Source organism: Caballeronia sp. RCC_10, assembly GCF_041360715.1.
Lineage (GTDB): Bacteria > Pseudomonadota > Gammaproteobacteria > Burkholderiales > Burkholderiaceae > Caballeronia > Caballeronia grimmiae.
This window is the reverse complement of the sequence record NZ_JBFUPT010000001.1, coordinates 638,906-664,560: the sequence shown is the minus strand read 5'-3', so window position 1 is coordinate 664,560 and position 25,655 is coordinate 638,906. Positions and strand designations below refer to the sequence as shown.

22 protein-coding genes and 1 tRNA gene are annotated in these 25,655 nt (G+C 65.1%); 8 read left to right on the top strand and 15 right to left on the bottom strand.

Annotated elements, in window-relative coordinates:
* Positions 1 to 270 precede the first annotated feature (270 nt).
* On the top strand, positions 271 to 1,872 hold the full coding sequence (locus AB6804_RS03135) for a hypothetical protein (protein WP_370885181.1): 1,602 nt from the start codon (positions 271 to 273) through the stop codon (positions 1,870 to 1,872).
* Positions 1,873 to 1,893: 21 nt separating this feature from the next.
* Here the strand turns inward: AB6804_RS03135 and guaD are convergent, their stop codons facing one another.
* The 9 genes from guaD to hemN form a co-directional block, all read right to left on the bottom strand.
* The gene (gene guaD / locus AB6804_RS03130; protein ID WP_370885180.1) at positions 1,894 to 3,222 is read right to left on the bottom strand and encodes a guanine deaminase; all 1,329 of its coding nucleotides are present in this window, start codon (positions 3,220 to 3,222) and stop codon (positions 1,894 to 1,896) included.
* A 29-nt stretch (positions 3,223 to 3,251) separates the two neighbouring features.
* Entirely contained in the window at positions 3,252 to 4,622 is a 1,371-nt protein-coding gene (locus AB6804_RS03125) for an NCS2 family permease (RefSeq protein WP_370885179.1), read from the bottom strand.
* Between the two features lie 30 nt (positions 4,623 to 4,652).
* Positions 4,653 to 5,675, bottom strand: coding sequence for an adenosine deaminase (locus AB6804_RS03120; protein ID WP_370885178.1), 1,023 nt, complete (start codon positions 5,673 to 5,675; stop codon positions 4,653 to 4,655).
* A 22-nt stretch (positions 5,676 to 5,697) separates the two neighbouring features.
* Positions 5,698 to 6,711: a xanthine dehydrogenase accessory protein XdhC gene (xdhC, locus tag AB6804_RS03115; RefSeq protein WP_244793158.1), complete on the bottom strand. Its 1,014-nt coding sequence runs from the start codon at positions 6,709 to 6,711 to the stop codon at positions 5,698 to 5,700.
* A gap of 49 nt (positions 6,712 to 6,760) precedes the next feature.
* Positions 6,761 to 9,121 carry a xanthine dehydrogenase molybdopterin binding subunit gene (gene xdhB / locus AB6804_RS03110; protein ID WP_370885177.1) on the bottom strand — a complete coding sequence of 787 codons (2,361 nt, stop codon included), beginning with the start codon at positions 9,119 to 9,121 and terminating at the stop codon, positions 6,761 to 6,763.
* A complete protein-coding gene (xdhA, locus tag AB6804_RS03105; protein WP_370885176.1) occupies positions 9,118 to 10,623 on the bottom strand; it encodes a xanthine dehydrogenase small subunit in 1,506 nt (501 codons plus the stop codon). Before xdhA ends, xdhB begins: the two co-directional genes overlap by 4 nt.
* Before the next feature lie 240 nt (positions 10,624 to 10,863).
* On the bottom strand, positions 10,864 to 11,382 hold the full coding sequence (locus AB6804_RS03100) for a disulfide bond formation protein B (protein ID WP_035961127.1): 519 nt from the start codon (positions 11,380 to 11,382) through the stop codon (positions 10,864 to 10,866).
* A 129-nt stretch (positions 11,383 to 11,511) separates the two neighbouring features.
* The gene (locus AB6804_RS03095; RefSeq protein WP_370885175.1) at positions 11,512 to 12,891 is read right to left on the bottom strand and encodes an amidase; all 1,380 of its coding nucleotides are present in this window, start codon (positions 12,889 to 12,891) and stop codon (positions 11,512 to 11,514) included.
* Between the two features lie 220 nt (positions 12,892 to 13,111).
* Positions 13,112 to 14,503: an oxygen-independent coproporphyrinogen III oxidase gene (gene hemN / locus AB6804_RS03090; protein WP_370885174.1), complete on the bottom strand. Its 1,392-nt coding sequence runs from the start codon at positions 14,501 to 14,503 to the stop codon at positions 13,112 to 13,114.
* A 122-nt stretch (positions 14,504 to 14,625) separates the two neighbouring features.
* Between hemN and AB6804_RS03085 the strand changes: the two genes are divergently transcribed.
* The 3 genes from AB6804_RS03085 (at position 14,626) to AB6804_RS03075 (ending at position 16,440) form a co-directional block, all read left to right on the top strand.
* Positions 14,626 to 14,907, top strand: coding sequence for a YkgJ family cysteine cluster protein (locus AB6804_RS03085; RefSeq protein ID WP_370885410.1), 282 nt, complete (start codon positions 14,626 to 14,628; stop codon positions 14,905 to 14,907).
* A gap of 49 nt (positions 14,908 to 14,956) precedes the next feature.
* Positions 14,957 to 15,544 (top strand): DUF1439 domain-containing protein, encoded by a 588-nt coding sequence (locus AB6804_RS03080; protein ID WP_370885173.1) that lies wholly within the window; start codon positions 14,957 to 14,959, stop codon positions 15,542 to 15,544.
* 62 nt (positions 15,545 to 15,606) lie between these two features.
* Positions 15,607 to 16,440, top strand: coding sequence for an undecaprenyl-diphosphate phosphatase (locus AB6804_RS03075; protein ID WP_370885172.1), 834 nt, complete (start codon positions 15,607 to 15,609; stop codon positions 16,438 to 16,440).
* Positions 16,441 to 16,505: 65 nt separating this feature from the next.
* Here AB6804_RS03075 and trmB read toward each other — a convergent pair whose 3' ends face one another.
* The 3 genes from trmB to AB6804_RS03060 all read right to left on the bottom strand — a co-directional run bounded on the left by trmB (position 16,506) and on the right by AB6804_RS03060 (position 18,021).
* A complete protein-coding gene (gene trmB / locus AB6804_RS03070) occupies positions 16,506 to 17,240 on the bottom strand; it encodes a tRNA (guanosine(46)-N7)-methyltransferase TrmB (protein WP_370885171.1) in 735 nt (244 codons plus the stop codon).
* A gap of 85 nt (positions 17,241 to 17,325) precedes the next feature.
* Positions 17,326 to 17,400: transfer RNA gene (locus AB6804_RS03065), tRNA-Gly, on the bottom strand.
* 60 nt (positions 17,401 to 17,460) lie between these two features.
* Positions 17,461 to 18,021 carry a YggT family protein gene (locus AB6804_RS03060; protein WP_035960642.1) on the bottom strand — a complete coding sequence of 187 codons (561 nt, stop codon included), beginning with the start codon at positions 18,019 to 18,021 and terminating at the stop codon, positions 17,461 to 17,463.
* Between the two features lie 682 nt (positions 18,022 to 18,703).
* Between AB6804_RS03060 and AB6804_RS03055 the strand changes: the two genes are divergently transcribed.
* From AB6804_RS03055 to AB6804_RS03045, 3 genes are all read left to right on the top strand, one after another.
* Positions 18,704 to 18,865: a hypothetical protein gene (locus AB6804_RS03055; protein WP_370885170.1), complete on the top strand. Its 162-nt coding sequence runs from the start codon at positions 18,704 to 18,706 to the stop codon at positions 18,863 to 18,865.
* Positions 18,866 to 19,184: 319 nt separating this feature from the next.
* Complete coding sequence (locus tag AB6804_RS03050) at positions 19,185 to 19,520, top strand: hypothetical protein (protein ID WP_244793146.1); 336 nt, start codon at positions 19,185 to 19,187, stop codon at positions 19,518 to 19,520.
* Between the two features lie 132 nt (positions 19,521 to 19,652).
* Positions 19,653 to 20,618 (top strand): threo-3-hydroxy-L-aspartate ammonia-lyase, encoded by a 966-nt coding sequence (locus tag AB6804_RS03045; protein ID WP_370885169.1) that lies wholly within the window; start codon positions 19,653 to 19,655, stop codon positions 20,616 to 20,618.
* Positions 20,619 to 20,627: 9 nt separating this feature from the next.
* Here AB6804_RS03045 and AB6804_RS03040 read toward each other — a convergent pair whose 3' ends face one another.
* From AB6804_RS03040 to AB6804_RS03030, 3 genes are read right to left on the bottom strand one after another with little or no spacing between them, the layout of a single operon-like run.
* Positions 20,628 to 21,296 (bottom strand): LysE family translocator, encoded by a 669-nt coding sequence (locus AB6804_RS03040; RefSeq protein WP_035961135.1) that lies wholly within the window; start codon positions 21,294 to 21,296, stop codon positions 20,628 to 20,630.
* Entirely contained in the window at positions 21,296 to 22,291 is a 996-nt protein-coding gene (locus AB6804_RS03035; RefSeq protein WP_370885168.1) for an asparaginase, read from the bottom strand. Before AB6804_RS03035 ends, AB6804_RS03040 begins: the two co-directional genes overlap by 1 nt.
* Positions 22,288 to 23,898, bottom strand: a complete 1,611-nt coding sequence (locus tag AB6804_RS03030; RefSeq protein ID WP_370885167.1) for a UbiD family decarboxylase — start codon at positions 23,896 to 23,898, stop codon at positions 22,288 to 22,290. Before AB6804_RS03030 ends, AB6804_RS03035 begins: the two co-directional genes overlap by 4 nt.
* Before the next feature lie 585 nt (positions 23,899 to 24,483).
* Here AB6804_RS03030 and AB6804_RS03025 point away from each other — a divergent pair.
* On the top strand, positions 24,484 to 25,647 hold the full coding sequence (locus AB6804_RS03025) for a transglycosylase SLT domain-containing protein (protein ID WP_370885166.1): 1,164 nt from the start codon (positions 24,484 to 24,486) through the stop codon (positions 25,645 to 25,647).
* Positions 25,648 to 25,655 lie beyond the last annotated feature (8 nt).

Here is a 25,655-nt window from a genome sequence, read left to right as displayed (position 1 = left end):
CTCGATTAACCGCATTATTGAGCGTTGCGTCGTGCTATCAACCGCATCGGCTTGATCTCACTTGTCGTGGCGATTTTGTGCGGAAATATTGTTTCGGTATACGAAGTTAATTGATTCGCCGTTGTCTCGTTGTTCGTCAATACCAACATTCGATGGCATTGCGATGGCCCTTGCCTATACTGACTGGGACGTCCGTCCCGACGTGTTCAATCAATTCCCCCGTCGTTCCCTGGCTGTTCCTGCGCGCTCAATTTGAACTGGGAGTGAGTCATGATGAGTCGATTTGCGATTTACAGGATGATTGCGAAAGTGCTCGGCGTGTTGGCTATTTCGACGGCAGCGCACGCGTCCGGTCCCGTTCCGAATCCTTATCTCGCTGCACAGACCTACGCGATTACGCATTTCGATTCCGCTCAGTCCAACGCGTTTCCTTATGCTGTGCCCAGCGGAACGCAGTCGACGCCGACCTTGGCGTTTCCGCAGGCGCCCGCCGGCCCCATCAACCTGATGACACTCGCAACGACTTCCAGCGACTACATGTGGGGCGTATCGGCGACGAGCGTCGGATATATCGACGTGCGGAACAACGGGTTCAGGCGCGTGGCGACGCTGCTGCTTCCCGGCGTGCAGTCGGCGCTGGTAACGCTGCTTGGCGGCCTCGTCTATAACCCGCTGCTGCCGCTCGTTAATCCGATTGCCACGGTCGCGCTGGCGCAGACTTTCCTCGCGCAGTTGCCGCTGGGCGGGGGCGGAGGATTCCCCTCGGCCTATAGCGTGGTGGACAACAGTAACGTGCTCTACATCAACGCGGGCGCGCAAATACTGGCGCTGGGTTACTCGCCCGGCGGCCTGCTGGGACCGAGCATCCAGATCCTGCGTTCGCTCGACATGAGCACGATCTTGGGGAGCGGCGAGTCCATCACGGGAGTCGTGATGACTTACGACGGCAATCTCGCCATCGTCGGCAGCCGGTCGCTGACGATCGTCGGCCGCAACTTCGGCGCGCCAAAGGGGAGGGTGACGTTCGGTAGCGACGAGACCATCAGCAATTCCGCCGCCGTAGATGAAAACAATGGCGTCTACGTCGTATCGGACAAGCTTATGCGCAGGGTCGTCTGGACCGGCAGCACGCTGTCGCAGAGTGCCGCGGACGGAGCATGGAGCGCGGCGTATCCGACCGGCGACACGTTCTACACGCTGTTTGGTTCCGGGTCCGGCAGCACGCCAGCGCTGATGGGTTTCGGCAGCGATCCGGACAAGCTCGTCGTCATCACCGACGGCAAGAAGCAGATGAACCTCGTCGCCTTCTGGCGAGACGCGATTCCTTCCGGTTTCACGAACCGCATCGCCGGGCAGATACCCGTGACCTGCGGCTTGCCGCCTAGCTATACCGGCGCCATCCAGTCCGATCAGTCGGTGGCGACCAACGGCTACGGCGCGTTCGTCGTCAACAACGTATCCACGTCGAACACGGGCACGAGCCCGCTCGTTGACAATCTCCTGCGCGGCGCACCGGGTGCGCCGCCAGCGCCGCTCGGCGTGCAGCGTTTCGCGTGGGATACGCAGACGCATACGTGGTCATCGGTCTGGGCGCGCGCGGACGTCTCCTCGGACAACATGATCCCGTCCGTCAGCGCGGCGTCGAACCTGGTGTTCGTCAACGGTTTCTATCCAGCGAACAATCAGGGATGGACGCTCGACGGTCTGGACTGGAATACGGGTGCGACCGTGCACCAGACTATTCTGGGCCCCGGGCCGGTCGGCAACGGCTTCTATGCTGAAATTCAGTACCTGCCTGACGGCGACCTGTTGTTCAACAGCTTGCTCGGACCGATGCGCGTCCAGGAGCCGGGCGGGGCCGTCCTGCCTTGACCGGCGTGCTGCGCCGCCCGCTCAGGCCGCCAGTTCCAGCTTCGCCGTCTTGCGCGCATCGCGCGCATGCACGCGCTTGCCGGCCGCGTAGGTTTCGAACACCGCACGGTCGTCGCCGAGCAGCGCGAACGCGAACAGAAGCTCTTCCAGCGATTCCGTGCGCGACGTGCGGCGCGCGAGCAGCGGCGTCGCGTTCGGGTCCAGCACGACGAAATCCGCTTCGCTGCCCGCCGCGAGCGTGCCGATCTTGTCGTCGAGATCGAGCACGCGCGCCGCGCCCGTCGTCGCGAGCCAGAACATGCGCGTCGCGGTCAGATGATGGCCCGTCAGGCGCGCGACCTTGTGCGCTTCGTTCATCGTTTGCAGCATCGAGAACGACGTGCCGCCGCCGACGTCCGTCGCCAGCGCAACCGGCATGTTCGCCGCGCCCGCCTTCTCGAAGTCGAACAAGCCGCTGCCGAGAAAGAGGTTGGACGTCGGGCAATGCGACGCCACCGCGCCGGTTTCAGCCATGCGCTGGCGGTCGCGGTCGTCGAGATGGATGCAATGGCCGTACACCGCGCGCCGCCGCAGAAGGTTGTAATGGTCGTAGATGTCGAGATAGCTGCGATGCCCCGGAAAGAGGCTCTCGACCCACTTGATCTCGTCGGTGTTTTCGGCGACGTGGCTCTGGATGAACACGTCGTTGTGCTTCTGCGCGAGCGCGCCGCACGCTTCGAGCTGCGCCTCCGTCGATGTCGGCGCGAAGCGCGGCGTCAGCGCGTAATGCTGGCGTCCGCGTCCGTGCCAGCGCGCGATCAGTTCGGCGCTGTCGTCGTAGCCGGATTGCGCCGTGTCGCGCAGAAATTCGGGGCAGTTGCGATCCATCAGCACCTTGCCCGCGACCATGCGCAGATTGCGTGATTCGCTTTCGGCGAAAAACGCATCGGCGGATTGCTTGTGCACCGTGCAGTAGACGAACGCGGTCGTCGTGCCGCAGGCGAGCAGTTCATCGAGGAAAAAGCTCGCCGTTTCCCGCGCGATCGTCGCGTTCTCGAAGCCGCGTTCGACCGGAAACGTGTACGTGTTGAGCCACGGCAACAAGCCCGATGCCGGCGACGCGATCATGTCCGTCTGCGGATAGTGGATGTGCGAGTCGATGAAGCCCGGCACGATCAGCTTGTCACGCATCGTGTGGACCGTCGCGTCCGGCCTGAGCGTGTCGCGCAGCGAAGCATACGCGCCGGCCGCGCTTACCTTACCGTCCTCGACGATCAAAAGGCCATCGGCCTCGTACACCGCGCCGTCGGCGGCATGCGCGGGGTCATCGCGAAAGGTCAGCAACTGGGCGCGGTAGGCGGTCTGAGTCATGGTGCAACGTCTCCGGTTTCTAATGATGTCTACAACTGCGAAAGCAGCACAATCGAGAATGCCGCGATGACCCACATCGCCGGCTTGATTTCCCTCGCGCGTCCCGTGGCCGCCTTCAGCACGACGAACGCGATGAAGCCGTAGGCCACGCCGTCCGTGATCGAGTACGTGAGCGGGATCAGGATCATCGCGAGGAAGGCGGGAATGGCTTCATCGAAGCGATGCCATTCGATCTTCGTGATCGCTTCCATCATGAACACGCCGACGAGCACCAGCGCGGGCGCGGTCGCGATCGCCGGAACCAGCGACAGCAGCGGCGAAAGAAACAGGAACGGCAGGAAGCACAGGCCGGCGACGACCGCGACGAGCCCCGTTCGCCCGCCCGCGGAAATGCCCGCCGCCGATTCGATGTACGCGTTCGCCGGACTCGTGCCGAGCGGCGCGGAGATGAGCGCGGAGAAGGCGTCGACCGTCATCGACTGACGGATGTTGCGCGGATTGCCGTTCTCGTCGTAGAGCCTTCCCGCCTCCGAAATGGCCATGAAGGTGGAGAGCGCATCGAAGAAGGACGTGAACAGCATCACGAAGATGAAAGGCCAATAGACGACCTTCAGCGCGCCGAACAGGTCCAGCTGCCCGATGCCGGAGAAGTCCGGCGCGGAGAAGAGGCCGTTCCAGTTGACGAGCGTTTTCGTGGCGATAGCGGCGGGCCAGTACGCGGTGCCGTCGCCCCAGACGCGGCCGATCGGAATCGCGATGATCGTCGTGAACACGATGCCGAGCATCAGCGCGCCGGTGACCTTGCGCGCGACGAGAATCGTCGTGACGGCGAGGCCGATCAGGAACGTGATGACGACCGGATTGAGCGATGCCGAATGCACGACGGTGACCGGATCGCCGACGACGAACTTCGCATTCACCAGCCCGATCAGGCTGATGAAGAGGCCGATGCCGCAGGACACCGCATGCCGCAGGTTCGCGGGAATCGCATCGACGACGAGCTTGCGCGCGTTGAAGAGCGCGAGGATCGCGAAGATCACGCCGGCCCAGAACACGCAGCCGAGCGCGGTCTGCCACGGCATCTTGCCGCCGTGGACCATTACGAATGCAAAGAGCGCGTTCATGCCCATGCCGGGCGCGACGAGCACCGGATTGCGCGCATAGAGGCCCATCGCGCAACTGCCGAGAAAACTGACGATGACGGTGGCCGTCAGTGCGGCGGGAAACGGCACGCCGGCCTGCGAAAGAATGCCGGGATTGACGACGATGATGTACATCGCCGTCAGAAAGGTCGTAATGCCCGCGACGACTTCCGTCTTCGTGCGCGATCCCGCCGCGCGGATGCCGAAAAAGCGCTCGAGCGCGGTGGTGTCGCGTTGTGTGGTGACTGTGGTATCCATCTTGTTTCTATGTAGTGCAGGTTGATGCGGTTATTGCTTCCAGTGCGCGTCGAGGCGCGCGATCATGCCGTCGCGTTCCTCGGCGCTGACGAACGATGCTTCCAGGCTGTTGCGCAAAAGCGTGTAGACCTCTTTATCCGAGAGCTTGAGCGCATCCACGATGGCGAAGTAGTTCGCGTTGACGTAGCCGCCGAAGTAGGCCGGATCGTCGGAATTGATCATCACGCGAACGCCCTGATCGAGCAGGTCTTTCAGCGTGTGCTTCGTCATGTCGTCGAACACGCAGAGCTTGAGGTTCGACAGCGGGCAAACGGTGAGCGCGATGCGTTCGTCGGCGAGACGCGCGACGAGCTGCGCATCCTCGATGCTGCGCACGCCGTGATCGACGCGATCGACCTTCAGCAGATCCAGCGCTTCGTAGACATACGACGGCGGGCCTTCCTCGCCCGCATGCGCGACGAGCTTCAGGCCGCGTTCGCGCGCCTTCGCGAACACGCGCTCGAACTTAGACGGCGGATGCCCGCGCTCCGACGAATCCAGCCCGACGCCGATCAGCCGGTGCGCGTACTTGTCGAAGAGCGGCAGCGCTTCGTCGAACGTGGCGAGCGCGTCTTCTTCGGAAAGATGGCGCAGAAAGCACAGAATCAGGCGCGAACTGAGGCCGCGCGTTTCGGCTTCGGCGAGCGCGCCTTCGATGCCCGCGACGGCCGTTGCGATGGACACGCCGCGCTCGGTGTGCGTCTGCGGATCGAAGAAGATTTCCGTGTGCGCGACGTGGTCCTCGAGCGCGCGCTCGACGTAGGCCATCGTCATGTCGTAGAAGTCCTGCTCGGTGAGCAGCACGCTCGCGCCCGCGTAGTAGATATCGAGGAACGACTGCAGGTCGGTGAATGCGTAGGCGGCGCGCAGGGCTTCGATGGAGTCGTACGCGAGCTTCACGTTGTTGCGCTTCGCCAGTTCGAAGATCAACTCGGGCTCGAGCGATCCCTCGATATGGATATGCAGTTCCGCCTTCGGCGCGTGCGCGATCTTGTCGGCGAGTGTGGGATTCATGGGGGCTTTGTGGTTGGGGCAGTTAAACGGTTTGTTGCGACGACGCATGCGCCATATTGGCTTCGACCGCCTGCAGCAGCTGGGCTGCCGCTGCAACGGCGATCACTTCGGGCGCTTTATCGACAATGCCGTCGATGCCGATCGGACACACCATCCGTCCGATGCGCGCGGGGTCGATGCCGCGCGCCGCCAGCCGGTGCTCGAACTGCCTGCGTTTCGTGTGCGAGCCGATCATGCCGAAGAACGCGAAGTCGCCGCGCGCGAGGATACGCTCGGCGAGCACGAGATCGACCGCATGGTTGTGCGTCATCACGATGAAATACGTGCCGGGCGGCGCGTTGTCGACGGCTTCGTCGGGCGCGTCGTTCGGCTCGATCGTCACGTTGGCGGGAACGAACGGCGCAGCCGGAAAAGCGGCGTCGCGTTCATCGACCCAGACGACGTGGCACGGCAGCGTCGCGAGCACGCGCACGAGCGCCGCGCCCACGTGGCCCGCACCGAACAGCACCACCTTGAAGTCGCGCGGCGCGATGGTTTCGGTGAGCAATGCACCGCTTTCATCGAAACCCGCGCCGTCCCACAACAGGCAGTCCGTGTCTTCAGCGCCCGGCTCGGGATCGGACAGCATTACCGCGTCGGGCATCGGCGCGAATGAAACGCTGCGCACGGTCGACAGACCTTGCGCCGTGCGTTTCGCAAGCGACGTCACCCAGTTCAGGTCCGATACGTCGAGCCGCTCGAACGCGAGCACGACCGCGCCGCCGCAGCACTGGCCGAGGCTCGGGCCGAGCGCGAAACGCTCGAGCCGGCGCATGCGCTGCATGTGCATGCCGTCCTTCAGCACTTGCCGCGCGGTTTCGATCGCTTTCCATTCGAGATGGCCGCCGCCGATGGTGTAGCGGGCGTCCTCGCGCGTGACGATCATCTTCGTGCCCGGCTCGCGAGGCGCGGAGCCTTCGACACGCGCGACCGTCACGAGCACGGCGGCGTCGCCGTGTGCGAGCAGGTGTTGCAGGTCGGTCAGCCAAACTTGCATCGATGGAGCTCCGGGAAAGGATCGTGTTTGCGTCGTCGCAGGCGCTAGTTTACCGGGCGCTCGCCTGCGCTTCGAAGCCGGGCGCATCGAGCGCGTCCAGAATCGCTTCCGGCGTCGCGGGCGCGCGCAGCTTCGGCGCGTCTGGCGCGTTAGGCGCCGTGGCCGCAATCGCGGCGCGGATCGCGAGCAGCACCGAAAACGCGAGCAGCAGCGGCGGCTCGCCGACCGCCTTCGAGCGGAAGATCGTCGGTTCGGCGTTGTCGTTGCGGTACAGCGCGACGTTGAACGCGGCGGGGGTATCGTTGACGGCGGGAATCTTGTACGTGGACGGCGCGTGCGTCATCAGCCGGCCATCGCGGTTCCACCATAGTTCCTCGGTCGTGAGCCAGCCCATGCCCTGAATGAAGCCGCCTTCCACTTGCCCGATATCGATGGCCGGATTGATCGAGCGGCCCGCGTCGTGCAGCAGGTCGGCGCGCAGGAGCTTCCATTCGCCGGTGAGCCTATCGACGACGACTTCCGACACCGCCGCGCCATACGCGAAGTAGTAGAACGGATGGCCGGTGAGCGTCTGCGCGTCCCAGTGAACCTTCGGCGTCGCGTAGAAGCCGTCCGACCACAGTTGCACGCGGGCGAGATAAGCGGCCGCGACGAGCTGATCGAACGGCATCTGTCCGCCGTTGGATTCGACCACGCCGCCGCCGAAGCGCACGTCCGCCGCCGCGCCGCCGAGATGCTTCGCGGCGAGTTCGGCGAGCCGCGAGCGGATCGCGAGCGCGGCGTCTTCGGCGGCCTTGCCGTTGAGATCGCTGCCGGTCGATGCCGCCGTCGCGGATGTATTGGCGACCTTCGACGTATCGGTGGCCGTCACGCGCACCCGCGCAATCCCGATGCCGAACACGCTCGCGACGACCTGCGCCACTTTCGTGTTCAAGCCCTGACCCATTTCCGTGCCGCCGTGATTCACGAGCACGGAGCCGTCCTTGTAGACGTGCACGAGCGCGCCCGCCTGGTTCAGGAACGGCACGTTGAACGAGATGCCGAACTTCACCGGCGTGAACGCGATGCCCCGCTTGAGCACGGCGCTCGTCGCATTGAACGCGGCAATCGCTGCGCGACGCGCGGCGTAATCGCTCGATGCGATCAGCGCATCGGTCAGCGGGGCGAGCACGTTATCGGCGACGGGCTGGCCGTACGGCGTGACGTCGCGCTCGCCGATGCCGTAGAAATTCGCGCGCCGCACGTCGAGCGGATCGCGCTTCAGGCGATGCGCGATCTCGTCGAGCATCACTTCCATCACGAGCGCGCCTTGCGGACCGCCGAAGCCGCGAAACGCCGTGTTCGACTGCGTGTTCGTCTTGCAGCAGTAGGCGCGGATATCGACATCGCTCAGGTAGTACGCGTTGTCGAAGTGACAGACCGCACGTGTCGCGACCGCGCCCGACAGGTCCGCCGAGTAGCCCGCCCGCAGCGCGATTTCGACGCGCGCGCCGGTGATGCGCCCGTCGTCGTCGAAGCCCGCTTCGTATTCGTAGACCGCGTCGTGGCGCTTGCCGGTGATCATGAAGTCGTCGTCGCGATCGGCGCGCAGCTTGACGGGGCGCTTCAAGAGATGCGCCGCCAGCGACGCCACGCACGCGAACACCGCCGATTGCGACTCCTTGCCGCCGAAGCCGCCGCCCATGCGCCGGCACTCGCACACGACCGCGTGCGACGGCCAGTCGAGCATGTGCGCGACGACTTGCTGCATCTCGCTCGGATGCTGCGTCGAGCTGTAGACGAGCATGCCGTGCGATTCCTTCGGCACCGCGTAGGCGACTTGTCCTTCGAGATAGAACTGCTCCTGTCCGCCGACTTCGAATTCCCCGGCGATGCGATGCTTCGCCGCCGCGATGCGGGCTTCGGGATCGCCGCGCTTCAGATGCAGCGGCGGCAGCACGAACTGCTTGCGCGCCTTGGCTTCGCGCGGCGTCAGCACGGGCTCTAGCGGCTCGTACCGCACGACGTCCTCGCTGCGGGCGAGCGCGGCGGCGCGGCGCGCCAGATCGTGCGTCTCGGCGATGACCGCGAACACCGGCTGGCCGAGATACTGCACTTCGCCGGCGGCGAAGATCGGGTCGTCGTGGAGCACCGGGCCGCAGTTGTTCTCGCCGGGAATGTCGGCGGCGGTCAGCACCGCGATCACGCCCGGCGCGGCGCGCACGGCGTCGAGATCGAGCGAAACGATGCGCGCATGTGCGTGCCGCGACAGCCCGAGCGCCGCGTGCAGCGTGCCGCGCAACTCGGGGATGTCGTCGGTATAGATGGCTTCGCCGCTCACGTGCAGCGCCGCCGATTCGTGCGGCAGCGCCGCGCCAGCGGCCTGTTGCGCGGCGGCGTCCAGTCCGACGGGCTCGCTCACCTTGTTCATGGCTGCTCCTCGGCGGCCGATGCGTGCGCGCCGTAAGCGAACGCGTTGATTTCAGCGAGCGCCAGCGGCGCGTCGGCACGCGTCTCCAGATAGAAGCGCAACAGCACGTTGCGCGCCACTTTCGCGCGATACGCGCTCGATGCGCGCATGTCGGTAAGCGGCTGGAAATCGCTGTCGAGCGCGCTCATCGCGGCGCGCACGCTCGCTTCGGTCCAGTCCTGGCCGATCAGCGCGGCTTCCGTGCTCGCCGCTCGCTTCGGCGTCGCCGCCATGCCGCCGAACGCGATGCGTGCGTCCGTCACGCGCGCTGCGTCATCGAGGCGGATTGCGAACGCCGCGCAGACGGCGGAAATGTCCTGGTCGTAGCGCTTCGATACCTTGTAGGTGCGGAATCGCAAGTTGGCGGCCGGGCGCGGCACGCGGATCGCCGCGACGAATTCGCCCGCCGCGAGCGCGGTCTTCTGATAGGCGAGGTAGAACGCATCGAGCGGCAGCGTGCGCGTCGCGTCGCCGTGTTGAAGGACGACTTCGGCGTTCAGCGCGATGAGCGCGGGCATCGAATCGCCGATCGGGGAGCCGTTGGCGACGTTTCCGCCGAGCGTGCCGGCGTTGCGGATCGGCCGCGATGCGAAGCGCGTCCACAGTTCCGCGAGTTCGGGGTAATCGACGGCAAGCGCCCCGTACGCGTCTTCGAGCGATGCCGCCGCGCCGATCGTCAGATGCTGCGCGTCGCGCTCGATGCGCTTCAGTTCGTCGACATTGCCGATGAACAGGATGTCGCCCAGATCGCGGAACTGCTTCGTGACCCACAGGCCAATGTCGGTGCTGCCCGCGAGCAGCCGCGCGTCCGGATTCTCCGCCCGCAAGCGCGCGAATTCGGCGCGCGTGACGGGCGCTCGATACGTGCTGGAGCCTGACCGGTATTCGAAGGTTTGCGTGCGGCGCAAGTCGGCCAGCGCGGTTCTGACCGCCTCGCGATCGAACGGCGGGCGCGAAGGCTCGAACATGCGCTCGGCGGCATCCACGATCGGCCGATAGCCGGTGCAGCGGCACAGATTCCCCGAAATGGCGGTGGCGATTTCATCGCGCGAAGGCGGGCCGGCATCGGCGGGATGCGCGTGATACAGCGCCCACAGCGACATCACGAAGCCCGGCGTGCAGAAGCCGCACTGCGAACCGTGGCAATCGACGAGCGCCTGCTGCACCGGATGCAGCGCGCCATCGGCGTTGCGCAGGTCCTCGACGGTGAACAGCGCGCGGGAATCGAGCGTCGGCAGGAACTGGATGCACGCGTTGACGGCCTTGAGCGCGAGTTCGCCGGTCTCGCTCAGTTCGCCGACGACGACCGTGCACGCGCCGCAATCGCCTTCGGCGCAGCCTTCCTTCGTGCCGGTGCATAGCTCGGTTTCGCGCAGACGCTGAAGCACCGTGCGGGTGGACGGCGCGTCGGCGATTTCGCGGACGGCGCCGCGCCAGAAGAAGCGGATGGTTTGCGTTGTCATGGGCGAGCAGGGACATTGCGGACCGGGCGCGCGTTACGCGGTTTCCGTTGCCGGTCATGCACCGGCCAAACGGACTGCGCGCACGTAGATCGCCATCCAGCCTCGACCATAGCACCGCAATATCCCAAAAATATTAGTGGGACGGTATCTAGGTTATGCGGAAGCGCTGATGCGGGGAAGCGAAAAGCGGGGGAAGCGGTGTGCGCGGGCGCCGGATGGCCCGCGCAGGAAGCGGGCGAATCAGCGGGTGGCGGCGCGCAGCTTGCGTTTGGAAAGCAGGCTCGCGGCCACGAGCACGAAGATGACGGCGAACGCGACGAGCGACCATTGCGGCAGCGTCAGTCCGAGGATGGGCGGATAAGGCGTTTCGCACAGCCCGGCGACCTTGAACACTTGCGGCAGCCAGCGCGCGGGCGGCAGGCCGTCGACAACGGGCTGCAGTGCATCGTAGCCACAACTGAAGCCCGGATGGGCCTGTACGTAGACGTGCCGCACCGCCGTGGCGATGCCGCCGAGCGCCGACAGCGCAACCAGCGTTTCGAGCACCGCAATGCCGCGCCAGCCGTTCAGGCCGGCTCCGAGAAACGCGAACACCGCGACGAGCACGAAGAAGTACCGCTGGATGATGCAAAGCGGGCAGGGGTCTTCGCCGTGGAAGAACTGCAGATACAGCGCACCGCCGACGAGCCCGAGGCACACGAAGCCGAGCAGCGTCAGAAGCCGGCGCTCGCGTCGCAGGACGCGGTCATCCTCGTGCATCGTGAAGTGATGGAGATGGTTGTTCATTATTAAGCAACGATTCGAGAAAAAAGTGCCCTAAGCCTCGGGGATTCGCGCAGGAATTCTAGCGCGATCGCCCGAGGGCGCGGGTGAGACGGGACGGCGCGTTCAGCGCGTCGTTTCCAGCACGGCTTCGACCGCGCGGCCGATCGACAGCAACGTGTCGTCGTTGTTGGGCGCGCCGGCGAGCATCAGACCGACCGGCGCGCCGCCACGCGGATGGCACGGCAGCGACAGCGCGCATGCATCGAGAAAATTGAAGGCGGTCGGGTTGCGCAGGATCAGCGCGTTGGTCCGGTTGAAAAGCTCGTCGTCGCCCTCCAGCTCCGCGATGCGCGGCGGCAGCACCGGCACGGTCGGGCAGACGATGGCGTCGAAGCGCTGCCAGAGGGTCGTGCGCGCGGCTTCGATCATCGCGGCGCGCGCCTCGCAGAGTTCGATGTAATCGGCGGCGCTCGCCGTTTCCCCGCGCATCAGACGGGCGAGCACGCGCGGGTCGTATTCGGCGGCGTGCTCGGCAATCAGCTTGCGATGCCATGCATACGCTTCGATCGACACGAGGCCGAAGCGGTTCAATTCCGGCAGGCGGTCGAGCGGGGCGAAGCGGACGTCTTCGACGAGCGCGCCCGCGGCCGCCAGATGATTGATGGCCGCCTGCACCGCCTGCGCGACCGGCTCTTCAACGCCGTCCGTCACGTAATGAGTCAACACGCCGAGGCGCACGCCGTCGAGCGGGCGCGTGGCGGGGACATCCGGCTCGCGGCCCGCGAGAATGCGATCGACGAGCGCGCAGCACGCGACCGACACGCCGATCGGCCCGAACGAATCCAGCGTCTTCGAAAGGGGAATGCCGCCCTGCTTCGGGATGCGGCTCGCGGTCGGCTTGAAGCCGGTCAGCCCGCAGAGCGCCGCCGGAATACGGATGGAGCCGCCGGTATCGGTGCCGAGCGCGACGGCCGCCATGCCATCGGCTACCGATGCCGCCGCGCCCGACGACGATCCGCCCGCGATCCGCGCATCGCCCGGCACGTCGGCGCGATACGGCGAGCGCGGCGTGCCGTAGTGCGGATTCAGGCCGAGCCCCGAGAACGCGAATTCGCTCATGTTGGTGCGCCCGACGATCACCGCGCCGGCCCGCCGCAGCCGCGCGACGGCGACGGCATCGGCTTTCGCGGGCGCGGCGTTGGCCAGCACGCGCGATCCGGCGCGCGTCACCTGGCCTTCGATATCGAACAGGTCCTTCACCGACACCGGGATGCCCGCGAACGGCGACAGCACGGTGCCGGCGCGGCGCAGCGCATCATGGGCGTCGGCGGCGGCTCGGGCGTGGTCGGCATCGACGTGCGTGAATACGGTCGAGCCCTGGCCGTTTGGATCGGCGATACGTTCGAGCGCCGTTTCGATCAGCGCGCGGCTGGTCGTGCGGCCGCATTTCAGGTTGGCGGCGAGGAGGGCAAGCGGGGCGAACTGCGGCGAAGTGGTTGGCATGGCGTCGGGCAGTAGCTTGCCGGCGGCAGGCTTCGCTTCACGCATGCCGGACGGCGTCCGGTGCGGCGCTTCGAGCGGCGCATCGGCGGTATAAGGGCGGGCGCGGTCGTCAGCCAGGGCTGCGGCCGGGCGCCGAAGGTGGCTGTCATTCTAAGCCAGCGCAGTAATAAATACGCGTGCAACGCCGTAATGATGCAAAGGCCGTCACGTATTTGTGGCTTCAGATGGTGCGCGAGAAGCGCTTGAGCGTCGCGACGCCCGCTTGTCCCAGATAGCGGTCGAACACCGATGCGACGTTGCGCACGAGCATCCGTCCGGCCGGGAGCACGCGAATGGCGTTGCCGGTGATGTCGATGAGGCCGTCGTCGGCCATCGGCGCGAGGCGCGCGAGTTCATGGGCGAAAGTGTCCGAGAACGCGATGCCGTGCGCTGCTTCCATGTCCGCGAAGCGCAGCGTGCCGCCGCACATCAGCCGCATGATGACGTCGCGGCGCAGGAGGTCGTCGGCGGAAAGCCGCACGCCGCGCCTGATCGCGAACTGGCCGGCGTCGATGGCGGCGGCGTAGCCGGGCAGATCGCGGGCGTTCTGCGCATAGACATTGCCGACCTTGCCGATCGACGACGCCCCGATGCCGATCAGATCGCAGTCGGCGTGCGTGCTGTAACCCTGGAAATTGCGCTGGAGCGTGCTGGCTTCGTACGCGCGCGCGAGTTCGTCGCCGGGCAGCGCGAAGTGATCCATGCCGATGTACACGTAGCCCGCGTCGCTCATGCGCTCGATCACGCGCCTGAGGATCGCGAGCCGCACGTTGGGCGACGGCAGCGCGCTTTCGTCGATCTGACGCTGCATCTTGAAGAGCGACGGCATGTGCGCGTAGCCGAACACGGACACGCGATCCGGCGCGAGCGCGATGATCGCATCGAGCGTGTGCGTAAAGCTCTCGACGCTCTGATGCGGCAAGCCGTAGATCAGATCGACGCTCACCGACCGGAAGCCGTTGTCACGCGCCGCGCGCATCACGTCTTCGGTCATCGCGCGGGGCTGGATGCGGTTGACGGCCTGCTGCACGCGCTCGTCGAAGTCCTGCACGCCGAGACTCAGCCGGTTGAAACCGAGTTGCCGCAACAGCGCGATGGTCTGCGGCGATGCCTCGCGCGGATCGACTTCGATCGAATATTCGGCGTGCTCGTCCGCGACGAGACTGAAATGCGCGGCAGTCTCGGCCATCAGTTCGGCCATTTCGTCGTGGGACAGGAACGTTGGCGTGCCGCCGCCCCAGTGAAGCTGCGTGACGGGACGGGCGGTGTCGAAGCAGGCGGCCTGCATCGCCAGCTCGCCCTTCATGCGATCCAGATACGGCCGGCCGTGCGCGCGATTCTTCGTCGCGACCTTGTTGCATCCGCAGTAGAAGCAGACGGTGTCGCAGAACGGAATGTGGAAGTACAGCGACAAATCCGCCGATGCGCCGCCGGTTGCGGCTGCTTCGAAGTAGTGCGCGGGATCGAACGAATCCGTGAACTGGACGGCGGTGGGGTAGGACGTGTAGCGCGGGCCGTGTGCGTCGTAGCGGGCGAGCAGGTCCGGGCGGAAGAGAGTGTCGACGGGTGTCATGGCGAGCCTATGCGTTGCGCCGAGTTTAGCGAGCGCAGGCGAACCGGCGTTGCGTGATAACGTCGCAGCCCGCGCGGGCGTGGGACAATGACGGCTTCGCCGGCTGTCCCTTTTCTATCGCCATGCCCTTGCAGTCTTCCTCAGCCCACGCCTGCCGCGAAGGATGCGGCGCGTGCTGCATCGCGCCTTCGATCACGAGCGCGATTCCCGGCATGCCCGGCGGCAAGCGCGCGGGCGAGCCGTGCGTTCAGCTCGACCGCGACCTGCGCTGCAAGATCTTCGGCGATGCACGCCGGCCAGGCTGCTGCGGCGGGCTGCAACCTTCCGCGGAAATGTGCGGCGACACGCGCGAGTACGCCATCGCATGGCTCGCGCGGCTCGAGGTCGAGACGCAACCGCAATGAAGTTCGCCTGTCCAAGCTCCGTTCCAACATCGAATCGAGGAAACCCCGCATGACATACCCCGTCGCGCCGCGTCGGCGCCGGATCGTGCTGGCCGGGCTCGCCGCCTTGCCGGTGTGCGCGTTAGCATCGGCGGCGCGGGCCGCATCCATCTTTCCGTTTATTCCGGATCACTACACGTTTCCACAAAAGCAGGTGCAGGAAGCCGTCGCGCGCAAGTTTCCGCTGCAGCGCACGGCGCGGCAGATCTTCGATGTCGTACTAAGCAATCCGGTCGTCGGCATGGCGGCGGATCGCAATCGCGTGACGGTGCATGTCGATGCGCGGCTCTCCACGCCTTTCATGCCGAATCCCGTGAACGGCGCCTTCACGCTGTCGACGCAACTCGCCTACGATGCCCCGAGCCGCTCGGTCATTCTCATGTCGCCAACAGTTGACGACTCGCAGGTGACTGGCGACGCCGCGCAGTACAACCAACAAATTGCAGCGGCCGGGGCGCTGCTCGCCGCACAGTTGCTCGACCGCTATCCGATCTACACCTTCAAGCCCGAAGAATTGCAGTTTGCCGGTGTTTCTTACGAACCCGGTACAATCACAGTCCTTTCAAACGGCATACGCGTTCAGATCGTCGAGAAGTGAGTCGAAATCTTCGCGCGCTTTGCTCCACGCCAACAGCGAAAACAGCTAACAAGGGCTGACGGATGGACTGGATTCTCATGTTGAAGGCGCTCGTTCTGGGCGTTGTAGAAGGCTTGACCGAATTCCTGCCGGTCTCGAGCACCGGGCACCTGATCGTTGCGGGAAGTCTGCTGAATTTCACCGACGCCCAGGCGAAGACGTTCGATGTCGTCATCCAGTTCGGCGCGATTCTCGCGATCTGCTGGGAATACCGCGCGAAGATCGGCTCCATCGTGAGCGGCTTGCCGACGCGGCCCGACGCGCGGCGCTTCGCGGTGAACGTGATCATCGCGACCATTCCCGCCATCGTGCTCGGGCTGCTTCTCGAGAAGAAGATCAAGGCGGTGTTGTTCTCGCCGGTGCCGGTGTCGGTGGCGCTGATCGTCGGCGGTATCGTCATTCTGTGGGCGGAGGCGCGCCAGCGAGATCGCGCGGTGCCGCCGCGCGTGCATTCCGTCGACGATCTCACTTACGCCGACGCCTTCAAGGTCGGACTCGCGCAATGCTTTGCGCTGATTCCGGGCACGTCGCGGTCCGGTGCGACGATCATCGGCGGGATGCTGTTTGGTCTCGACCGGCGCGCGGCGACGGAGTTTTCGTTCTTCCTCGCCATTCCGATCATCTTCGGCGCGACGCTCTATGAGATGGCGAAGTACTGGCGCACGCTGACCGTCAACGATCTCGGGCTGTTCGCAATCGGCCTCGTGGCGGCGTTCGTGAGCGCGTTCATTTGCGTGCGGTGGCTGCTGCGCTACGTCGCGTCGCACGATTTCACGGCGTTCGCGTGGTATCGGATCGGCTTCGGGTTGCTGATTCTGATCGTCGGGTATAGCGGCGGGCTGAGCTGGGCGGACTGATTCGCCGCCCGTCCGCGCATGTGAAAACGCCACGGCTTGCCGTGGCGTTTTCGTTGATGCACGCGTTACTTGCGCCGGAACAGCAGGTCCCAGACGCCATGTCCGAGCCGCAATCCGCGCTGCTCGAACTTCGTCACCGGGCGATAGTCGGGCCGCGGCGCATAACCGTCGGCGGTATTTTCAAGCGCCGGCTCGGCCGACAGCACTTCCAGCATCTGCTCGGCGTAGTTTTGCCAGTCCGTCGCGAGATGCAGATAGCCGCCCGGCTTTATCCGCGAGACGAGCTGCGACACGAATTTCGGCTGAATCAGGCGGCGCTTCTGATGACGCGCCTTGTGCCACGGATCGGGAAAATAGATGTGCACGCCGTCGAGGCTCTCGGGCGCGATCATGTGTTCCAGCACCTCGACGGCATCGTGCTGAAGGATGCGGATGTTGCCGAGCTGCTGCTCGCCGATCAGCTTCAGCAGCGCGCCGACGCCCGGCTCGTGCACTTCCACGCCGATGAAGTCGTCGGCCGGACGCGCGGCGGCAATTTCCGCCGTCGTCGCGCCCATCCCGAAGCCGATTTCCAGCACGCGCGGTGCGTGGCGGCCGAAGACGGCGTCCCAATCGGCGAGTTCGGGCGTGTACGGCACGACGAAGCGCGGACTGAGCTCGTCGATCGCGCGTTGCTGACCCGGCGACACGCGGCCCGCACGCGTGACGAAGCTGCGAATGCGGCGATGATGCAGCGTCGATTCAACGCTCTCTGCGGGTTGACCGGCGGCGTTGTCGTCGTCCTGGGAATCGTGATTCATGGCGAGATTGAATGCGGATGCGGGGATGCTGCGCGGGAAACTAAAAAGCCGCCTCGATGACGGAAGGCGGCTTTCACTGTGATGCTGGAGCGGGCGATGGGAATCGAACCCACGTCAGTAGCTTGGGAAGCTACGGTAATAGCCATTATACGACGCCCGCGTGAGTCGGCTATTGTAAGCGCAAGCACCGCCGCCGCGCAATTGCGGCGGCGCGGCGGACTCAGATGCCGAAGAGCGTCATCGATACGGCGAGGCGCGTCACCACCATCAGCAACACCTGCACGATCACGAACAGCAGGATCGGCGACAGGTCGATGCCGCCCAGGCGCGGCAGGATGCGCCGCAGCGGATCCAGAAACGGCGCGGTGATCTGAAAGAGCAGGGGCATCGCCGGCGATTGCGGATTGAGCCACGAGAGCAGCGCCATCAGAATCGTCATCCAGATGATGAGGTTCAGCGCCCACTTGACGACGGTGAGCACCGCGACGAGCAAGAGCATGGGCGCCATGAGCGTCGGATCGACGCCCGCCAGCACGACCATCAGCGTCACATAGACCGCCGCTGCGATAAACGCCGCGACAATGCTCGCCCAGTCGATCTTCCCGCCCGGCAGAATCTTGCGCAGCGGCAGCACGATCCAGTTGGTCGCCTGCATCACGGCATTCGATACCGGGTTGTATGGCGGCATGCGCACGACTTGCATCCAGGCCCGCAGCAAAAGCGCCGCGCCGAAGAGGGTGAAAACGGTGTTGAGCAGAAAACGGGCGATATCGCCGAACATCTCGGGTCCTCTTGGAAACATGCGCGGCATACGTGCCGCGCCGGGGTCGGAAAAGCAAAAGAAAGCCAGAAAGAAGCGAAAGGGCGATGCCGCTAGCGGGGCGCGCGAAGCCGATGTGCTCGGGCGATGCGATGTGCGAGACCGTGCGAGTCGTGAAGGCTGACCTTGTTCATTGTTCGTTCTCTGAGCTGAATGTCATGCCAAAGTCCTCGCCGGCCGGCGGCTTGCGTTCCCCGCCCACCGTCAATGCCGGTGGGGCGCCGGACGTCACCTTAACATGGCTTGCGCGCCGCTTGGGGAGCGTTCGCGAACAGGCGGCAGCGATTGTGCCATGAGTCGGTGAAAGCTGACTGCAAGCACGCGCGTGGGGCGCTGGCATCATCGGAAAACCCTGATGTTGTCAAAGCGATACTGTCTCAAAAAGCGAAAAGTGCCACGATACGATGACAGCAAACGACACAAGACCCGCCCCGCAATTAGAAATCGATTTTAGTGATCGGCATGGTTACTGCTGAAATGTGGTTCAGCACACGTCGATCGCGGGTTTTGGTTCCCTTGCGTACATTGATGGTCGAACAGGACGCGAAATACTTAAGAGAAGACGGAATTCAACGGGAAACCATCGCAAGTCATAAATGGATGCGTTTCCTCAAGATTTTTATTCGCTACGTTCGGAGGTCGCATGAGCATTTTCTCTTATCGAAAGCATCTGCGGTTCTTGAGTCAGGCTCAACGCCGCCGCTGGTGGGATCAAAAGAAGCGCTTGACGCCGCGTGTCGTCATTGGCGGGGCTTACGTCCCGCCGAACGTATCGCGTGAATTCGCTTATGTGAAAGTCGGCTGAGACCGATAATCGAGTTAGCGTAAAACATTAAAAGCCCTGCCGAACCGCGCGTTCGGCGGGGCTTTTCAATTACGTACGCTGATTTGTAATGAGACGTTACCCGCTTCGGAGGCGTGCGCGTTCGATAGCAGGAGCGAGCGCCCGGCCAGGGCGTGCGCATCGGCGAAACGCGCTCGTATAGCGGTTGGCGCTCCACCGGAGTGCGCGTCAGAACTTGCAATTTGCAACACATGGTTTAAGCACCCCCGCGGTTTTTTCGTAAAATTGATCCTGTGACGTCGCGCGCCGGATGGCCGGTGAAGCGGCGAGGAGAAAGAAAGTGAAAAAGCTCAGTGGTCTTCTGGTCGTTGGTGCGATCGCGCTCGGCGCGGCAGGTGCGGCGCAAGCGGGCGGAGTATCGATTGGTGTCGGCATCGGGGTGCCGGCGTATCCGGTTTATCAGGCGCCGCCTGCGCCGGTCTATGTCGCCCCGGCCGCGCCCGTTTATATGGCGCCCCCGCCGCCGGTCGTGTATGGGCCGCCGCCTGCGGTCGTCGTTGGCGGCTATCCGTATGGATACTACGGCCGCCCTTATGGCCGTCCGTATTGGCGCCAGCACGGCTATTACCGCCACGGCTATGGCGGCTATGGTGGTTATGGCGGCTATCACAGGTAATCGCCGCCGCGCGAACCGATAACGCAAGTCCCGTCCGGGACTTGCGTTTTTTTATGGACGGCGCGCCCAGCCTATTCCGATTCGCACCGGAACTGCGGAGAATGGTGGATCCTTCACATCACGCTCCGTCCGATGCCCACTCTTTCTTCTCCGACTTTCGATGATGTCGCCGATGCCGCCCGCCGCATCGAGGGTTTTGCGCATCGCACGCCCGTCCTCACGTCCCGCACGGCGGACGAAATCGCGGGCGCGTCGTTGTTCTTCAAGTGCGAGAACTTCCAGCGCATGGGCGCGTTCAAGTTTCGCGGCGCATATAACTCCATCGCTCATTTCAACGACGCGCAGCGCGCGGCCGGCGTAATCACGTACTCATCGGGCAATCACGCGCAGGCGATTGCGCTGTCGGCGAAGCTGGCCGGCATCCGGGCGACGATCGTCATGCCGGAAGACGCACCCGCCGCCAAGATGGAAGCGACGCGCGGCTACGGCGGCGAAGTCATCACGTACGACCGCTACACGCAGAATCGCGAGGAAATCGGCCGCGCGCTCGCCGAGGAGCGCGGCATGACGCTGATTCCGCCGTACGACCATCCGCACGTGATCGCGGGGCAGGGCACGGCGGCCAAGGAATTGATCGAGGAAACAGGGCCGCTCGATTACCTGTTCGTGTGTCTCGGCGGCGGCGGGCTGATCGCCGGTTGCGCGCTCGCGGCGGCGGCCTTGTCGCCGTCGTGCAAGGTGATCGGCGTGGAGCCTGAAGCGGGCAACGACGCGCAGCAGTCGCTCGCGCGCGGCGAGATCGTGCATATCGACGTGCCGCGCACCATCGCCGATGGCGCGGCGTCGACGCATGTCGGCGAATACAACTTTCCGATCATCCAGAAGCATGTCGACCGCATCGTCACCGTGAGCGATGCGCAGCTCATCGACACGCTGCGCTTCTTCGCGCAGCGGATGAAGATGGTCGTCGAGCCGACCGGCTGCCTTGCGGCGGCGGCGGTGCTTCAGAAGATCGTGCCGGTGGAGGGCAAGCGCGTCGGCGTGATCGTGAGCGGCGGCAACGTCGATCTGGCGCGGCTCGCGCAGTTCATCGCGTAAGCGCGATCGTCACGATGCCGCGTGGACGATGAGATCTCGGTAGCCGTCGACGATCACGCTATACGAGAAGTAAGCGAACAGCACCGCCGACAGCACGTGGCACGCGCGCAGCAGGCGCGTGCCGGCGCGCTTGCGGCCGTGGCTCGCGAGCGTGCAGATGAAGATGGTCCAGCCGAGCCCGCCGCAGAAGAAGCCGAGCAGGAAGACGGATGCGCTTACCGTGCTCGTCGCGCCGGCCTTCGCGATCAGCGCGCCGCCGACCGCCGCAAACCAGAGAATCGCGCTCGGCGACGATACCGCGAGCAGGCATCCGCGCAGGAAGCTTTTCAGGTGGCTCTGACGCGGCGCGTGCGGGTCCGCTTCGCCGGCGACGGGCGGCGCGGTCTCGGGCTTCAGCGCCTCGCGCGCCATCTTCCAGGTGAGCATCAGCAGCACGATGCCGCCGCCGATCCACACGACCCATCGCACGGCTTCGAACTGCAGCAACGCCGACATGCCGGCGAGCGCGAGCGCCGCATAGAGCAGATCGCCGAAGCACGTGCCGAGTCCGAGCACGAGTCCGGGCTTGAAGCCGTGCGACAGCGCGAGCGAGATGATCGCGACGTTCGCGATACCGATATCCAGACACAGCGACAGCGACAGGAAGAACCCGTCGGACATCAACGACCAGGAATGCATCATCGCTGCCCGGTCAGTGTCAGTGTCACGTCGAGCCGTCCGGTTTCGACGCCCATGGTGTTGCGCATCGCCGGATGGCGGAAGTCGTCGAGCGCCGCGCGTTGTTCCGGCGTGCCGATGCCGAGCAGATGCAGCACGTGGGCGACGATCGCGTGCATGACGGCGAGGTTGCCGTCCTCCACCTTCACCGCGATACCGAGCGCGCCTTCCGCACGCTTCACTCCGATCGCATAGCTCGCATCCGCGCCGGTCTTGCCGACGACCGCGCCGCCGAACGCGCGCATGAGCCGCTCGCAAAAGCGGCCCTCGCCGGAGACGAGTTCGGGATACGTCGTCATCGCACGATGGATGCGCCCGAGCGGCGATTCGTCCGGCGCGGCGGCGATCTTCATGTAGAGCCGCGCCAGCCGGTCGAGCGGGAAGGCGGGCGTCGGCAGATTGCAGCCGTCGATGGCCCATTGGACTTCATCGGAGGGCAAATCGACCGCCTGCGCCACCGTCTGCTTCACGTGGGCTTGCAGCGGGTGCGCGCTCAAGTGGTAGCCGTCGAGCGGCGCGTTCATCGCGCGGGCGGCGGCGAGCATGCCGGCGTGCTTGCCCGAGCAGTTGCTGCACACGGGCGTCGGCGTGAAGTCGCGCCGAATCCAGTCCTTATAGACGGCGTCGGAAATCGGCGGATGGCCGCCGCAGCGCAGATCGGCTTCGTGCACGTCGGCCTTGGCGAGCATCGCGCGGGCGCGGTCGATGTGGCGCGGCTCGCTGCTGTGCGAGCCGCACATCAACGCGAGATCGGCGTCGTCGAAAGCGAAGCGCTCGAGCGCGCCCGTCTCCATGATCGCAAGGGCCTGCGCCGGTTTGGCGGCCGAGCGCGGCAGCGTCATGCGATGCGGATCGCCGAACGCATGCAGCACGTCGCCATTTGCATCGACGACAGCGACGTGCGCCCGATGCGTGTTCTCGATGGCGTTTCCACGATAGAGCGTCGCCGCGATCATGCGTTGCTCCCCGCATCGTCGAGACCGATTTCGGTCCACAGCGCATCGACGCGCCGCTTGACGGCGGCATCCATCACGATCGGCCGCCCCCATTCGCGATGCGTTTCGCCGGGCCACTTGTTGGTGGCGTCGAGTCCCATCTTCGATCCGAGGCCCGCCACCGGCGATGCGAAGTCGAGATAGTCGATCGGCGTGTTGTCGACCATGACCGTGTCGCGCGTGGGATCGACGCGCGTGGTGATCGCCCAGATGACTTCCTTCCAGTCGCGCACGTTGACGTCTTCATCCACCACGACGATGAACTTCGTATACATGAACTGTCGCAGGAAGCTCCAGACGCCCAGCATCACGCGCTTCGCATGGCCGGCGTAGCTCTTCCTCATCTGCACGATGGCCATGCGATAGCTGCAGCCTTCGGGCGGCAAGTAGAAGTCGGTGATCTCGGGGAACTGCTTCTGCAGCAGCGGCACGAAGACTTCGTTCAGCGCGACGCCGAGCACGGCGGGTTCGTCGGGCGGCTTGCCGGTGTACGTCGAATGGAAGAGCGCGTCGCGCCGCATCGTGATCTTCTCGACCGTGAAGACCGGAAACCACTCCTGCTCGTTGTAGTAGCCGGTGTGATCGCCATACGGCCCTTCGAGCGCGTGCTCGTAGCGCGCGGCGGCGCCGGTGGCCGGACGCGGCGGTGCGCCTTCCGGCGCGGGAGGCAATGCGCCTTCCTGCGGATAGATGAAGCCTTCCAGCACGATCTCCGCGCGCGCCGGCACCTGCAACGTATCGACGCCCGGCGTCAGACACTTCGCCAGTTCGGTGCGCGAGCCGCGCAGCAGACCGGCGAACTGGTATTCCGAGAGCGTATCGGGCACGGGCGTGACCGCGCCGAGGATCGTTGCGGGATCGGCGCCGAGCACGACCGCCACCGGGTACGGCTTGCCCGGATTCGCAAGCGCGAACTCGCGGAAGTCGAGCGCGCCGCCGCGATGCGCGAGCCATCGCATGATCAGCTTGTTGCGCCCGATCAGTTGCTGACGGTAGATGCCGAGATTCTGACGCGGCTTGTTCGGCCCGCGCGTCACCGTGAGGCCCCAGGTGAGCAGCGGTCCCGCGTCGCCAGGCCAGCAGGTCTGGATCGGCAGGCGCGCCAGATCGACATCGCTGCCTTCCCACACGATTTCCTGACAAGGTGGCGAACTCACGGATTTTGGCGCCATGTCCCACACGGCTTTCGCGAGCGACAGCAGCTTGCCGGCGTCCTTCAGGCCGCGCGGCGGCTCCGGCTCCTTGAGCGCGGACAGCAGACGGCCGACGTCGCGCAGGGAATCGAGCGCGGCGGTATCGCTGCCGAGTTCCGCGTTGGCGCCTGCCGTCGTCTGCGTTTCGATACCCATGCCGAGCGCCACGCGCCGCGTCGTGCCGAACAGATTGGCGAGCACCGGCATCGTGTGACCAGCCGGCGCTTCGAACAGCAAGGCCGGGCCGCCTGAGCGCAGAACGCGATCGGAAAGTTCGGTGATTTCGAGGATGGGGGAGACAGGCTGGCGGATGCGGCGCAGTTCACCGAGCGCTTCGAGGCGGGCGGTGAAGTCGCGCAGATCTTTATATTTCATCGATGGTCGATTGAAGACTCGAGGCCGCTACCAGAGAAGCCGGGGAGCGGGACGGCTGCGCGCTTGGCGATTGTCGATTTTACCTGCGCGTGCGTCCGTGCGCTGGGAGACATTCAGCAAATTCCCGTCGAAACCGCCCGCTTGGTGTGCGTTGCCGCTCCTAAACAGTGTTCATAATAACTGTAAGTAATTGAAACACAAAGCTATAGCATTGACGGATCATTAAACCCTGCTAGAATCGCTTCGCATCAGTTGCAGGTTTTGAAACTTTTTACCTCTGCCTCAGGTTTTCTTCAGACGCTGTGCGTCGCCTGCGCCGTACCTGCCCGGCGATTCATGGCTGTTGGTTGTCACTGGCCGGCGTTTCTGCGCCGGTTTTCGCGTGGAAAGCCACCTGCGCACCAAGGGCACGCTGTTCGTGCCGCGCAACCCGGCGTCACTTGCCGGATCGGTTTTCCAGACGGCGCATGCCGTTTCCCCGATGCCGCTTATGCCTTGCCAAGAGCGAGCGGTGTCTGATTTACGCTTCGATTTCCTGGCTTGCCGGCAATCATCAGCATAAATCATGCAACATTGGGAGCATCGATGAACGCTTGGTTGACATGGCGTCCCGACACTCGCGCCGCGCAGGTAATGCGCGCCGCGCTGCGTCGTGGCAGCCGAATGAGTCACTATCTTTTCAGTCTGGTCGGCTGCGCGGCTGTCGTCACGGCGCTCGCGCTCTGGCTGCTGCCATCGTGGCGCACGACCTTCGCCGCACGGATCATGCCTTTCGTGTCCGCAGCGGTCCAGGCGGGACCCGCGCGTCTGCTCGCCGGTCAGCCGTTGCCGCCGTTCTCGGCGGTGCATCGGCAGCCGGGCAATGACGGCTCGTCCATCCGGATCGCCGCGAATGCCGGCGCGTCCGCCGCACCGTCGCCGCTCGCGCCGTCGCTCGGCGCGGCTGCAACCGACGACGAAAGCACGCGCCAGTTGACCGGCGGCATCAGCCTCGCCGTGTCCCCGAACGGACTCGATCCGCGCACGATGCCTTCCGTCGCCGTGCTGGCCAACGCCATTCCGGCGCAGCGCGTCGTCGCCGATGCCCGCGACGACCGCGCGCTCGTCTCGACGCGCGAGCAGAAGCTCGTCGCCACCTTCATCGCGCGGCGGTATCGCGTGGCGCAGGAGCCGGTGAGCGAACTCGTGCGTGCGGCGTTCGATACGGGCCGCGAAGTCGGTCTCGACCCGCTGCTGCTGCTGTCCGTGATGGCGATCGAATCGGGCTTCAATCCGTACGCCGAAAGCGGCGTCGGCGCGCAGGGCCTGATGCAGGTCATGTCGAAGGTGCACTCCGATAAGTTCCAGTACTTTGGCGGCTCGCACGCGGCGCTCGATCCCCTCGCGAACATCAAGGTTGGCGCGCTGGTGCTGAAGGATTGCATCGCACGCGGCGGTTCGGTGGCGGGCGGCTTGCGTTACTACGTCGGTTCGACGTCGCAGGACGACGGCGGTTACGGCGCGAAGGTACTGGCCGAGCGTTCGCGTCTGCGCGATGTCGCGCGTGGCCGCAACGTGCCGGTCAACGGGCCTCAGGCGCCTGTCCAGGCTGCGCCGAAGCAGGTGCTGGCGTCGGCATCGGCCTCGGCGACGGATGATGCGGCCAAGCGCGTCCACATGACGATGGATGCACCGAAGAAGGCCGACGCTCAGGACGGCGGCGACATCGGCGAAGCGAAGCACGTTCCGTCGGCGGAATACGGCGCCTGATCGGCAGG

Bases quoted from the DNA above. Each gene is read 5' to 3' on its own strand.
- AB6804_RS03135 (WP_370885181.1), top strand. From the start codon at position 271: ATGATGAGTCGATTTGCGATTTACAGGATGATTGCGAAAGTGCTCGGC.
- guaD (WP_370885180.1), bottom strand. From the start codon at position 3,222: ATGACTCAGACCGCCTACCGCGCCCAGTTGCTGACCTTTCGCGATGAC.
- AB6804_RS03125 (WP_370885179.1), bottom strand. From the start codon at position 4,622: ATGGATACCACAGTCACCACACAACGCGACACCACCGCGCTCGAGCGC.
- AB6804_RS03120 (WP_370885178.1), bottom strand. From the start codon at position 5,675: ATGAATCCCACACTCGCCGACAAGATCGCGCACGCGCCGAAGGCGGAA.
- xdhC (WP_244793158.1), bottom strand. From the start codon at position 6,711: ATGCAAGTTTGGCTGACCGACCTGCAACACCTGCTCGCACACGGCGAC.
- xdhB (WP_370885177.1), bottom strand. From the start codon at position 9,121: ATGAACAAGGTGAGCGAGCCCGTCGGACTGGACGCCGCCGCGCAACAG.
- xdhA (WP_370885176.1), bottom strand. From the start codon at position 10,623: ATGACAACGCAAACCATCCGCTTCTTCTGGCGCGGCGCCGTCCGCGAA.
- AB6804_RS03100 (WP_035961127.1), bottom strand. From the start codon at position 11,382: ATGCACGAGGATGACCGCGTCCTGCGACGCGAGCGCCGGCTTCTGACG.
- AB6804_RS03095 (WP_370885175.1), bottom strand. From the start codon at position 12,891: ATGCCAACCACTTCGCCGCAGTTCGCCCCGCTTGCCCTCCTCGCCGCC.
- hemN (WP_370885174.1), bottom strand. From the start codon at position 14,503: ATGACACCCGTCGACACTCTCTTCCGCCCGGACCTGCTCGCCCGCTAC.
- AB6804_RS03085 (WP_370885410.1), top strand. From the start codon at position 14,626: ATGCCCTTGCAGTCTTCCTCAGCCCACGCCTGCCGCGAAGGATGCGGC.
- AB6804_RS03080 (WP_370885173.1), top strand. From the start codon at position 14,957: ATGACATACCCCGTCGCGCCGCGTCGGCGCCGGATCGTGCTGGCCGGG.
- AB6804_RS03075 (WP_370885172.1), top strand. From the start codon at position 15,607: ATGGACTGGATTCTCATGTTGAAGGCGCTCGTTCTGGGCGTTGTAGAA.
- trmB (WP_370885171.1), bottom strand. From the start codon at position 17,240: ATGAATCACGATTCCCAGGACGACGACAACGCCGCCGGTCAACCCGCA.
- AB6804_RS03060 (WP_035960642.1), bottom strand. From the start codon at position 18,021: ATGTTCGGCGATATCGCCCGTTTTCTGCTCAACACCGTTTTCACCCTC.
- AB6804_RS03055 (WP_370885170.1), top strand. From the start codon at position 18,704: ATGAGCATTTTCTCTTATCGAAAGCATCTGCGGTTCTTGAGTCAGGCT.
- AB6804_RS03045 (WP_370885169.1), top strand. From the start codon at position 19,653: ATGCCCACTCTTTCTTCTCCGACTTTCGATGATGTCGCCGATGCCGCC.
- AB6804_RS03040 (WP_035961135.1), bottom strand. From the start codon at position 21,296: ATGCATTCCTGGTCGTTGATGTCCGACGGGTTCTTCCTGTCGCTGTCG.
- AB6804_RS03035 (WP_370885168.1), bottom strand. From the start codon at position 22,291: ATGATCGCGGCGACGCTCTATCGTGGAAACGCCATCGAGAACACGCAT.
- AB6804_RS03030 (WP_370885167.1), bottom strand. From the start codon at position 23,898: ATGAAATATAAAGATCTGCGCGACTTCACCGCCCGCCTCGAAGCGCTC.
- AB6804_RS03025 (WP_370885166.1), top strand. From the start codon at position 24,484: ATGAACGCTTGGTTGACATGGCGTCCCGACACTCGCGCCGCGCAGGTA.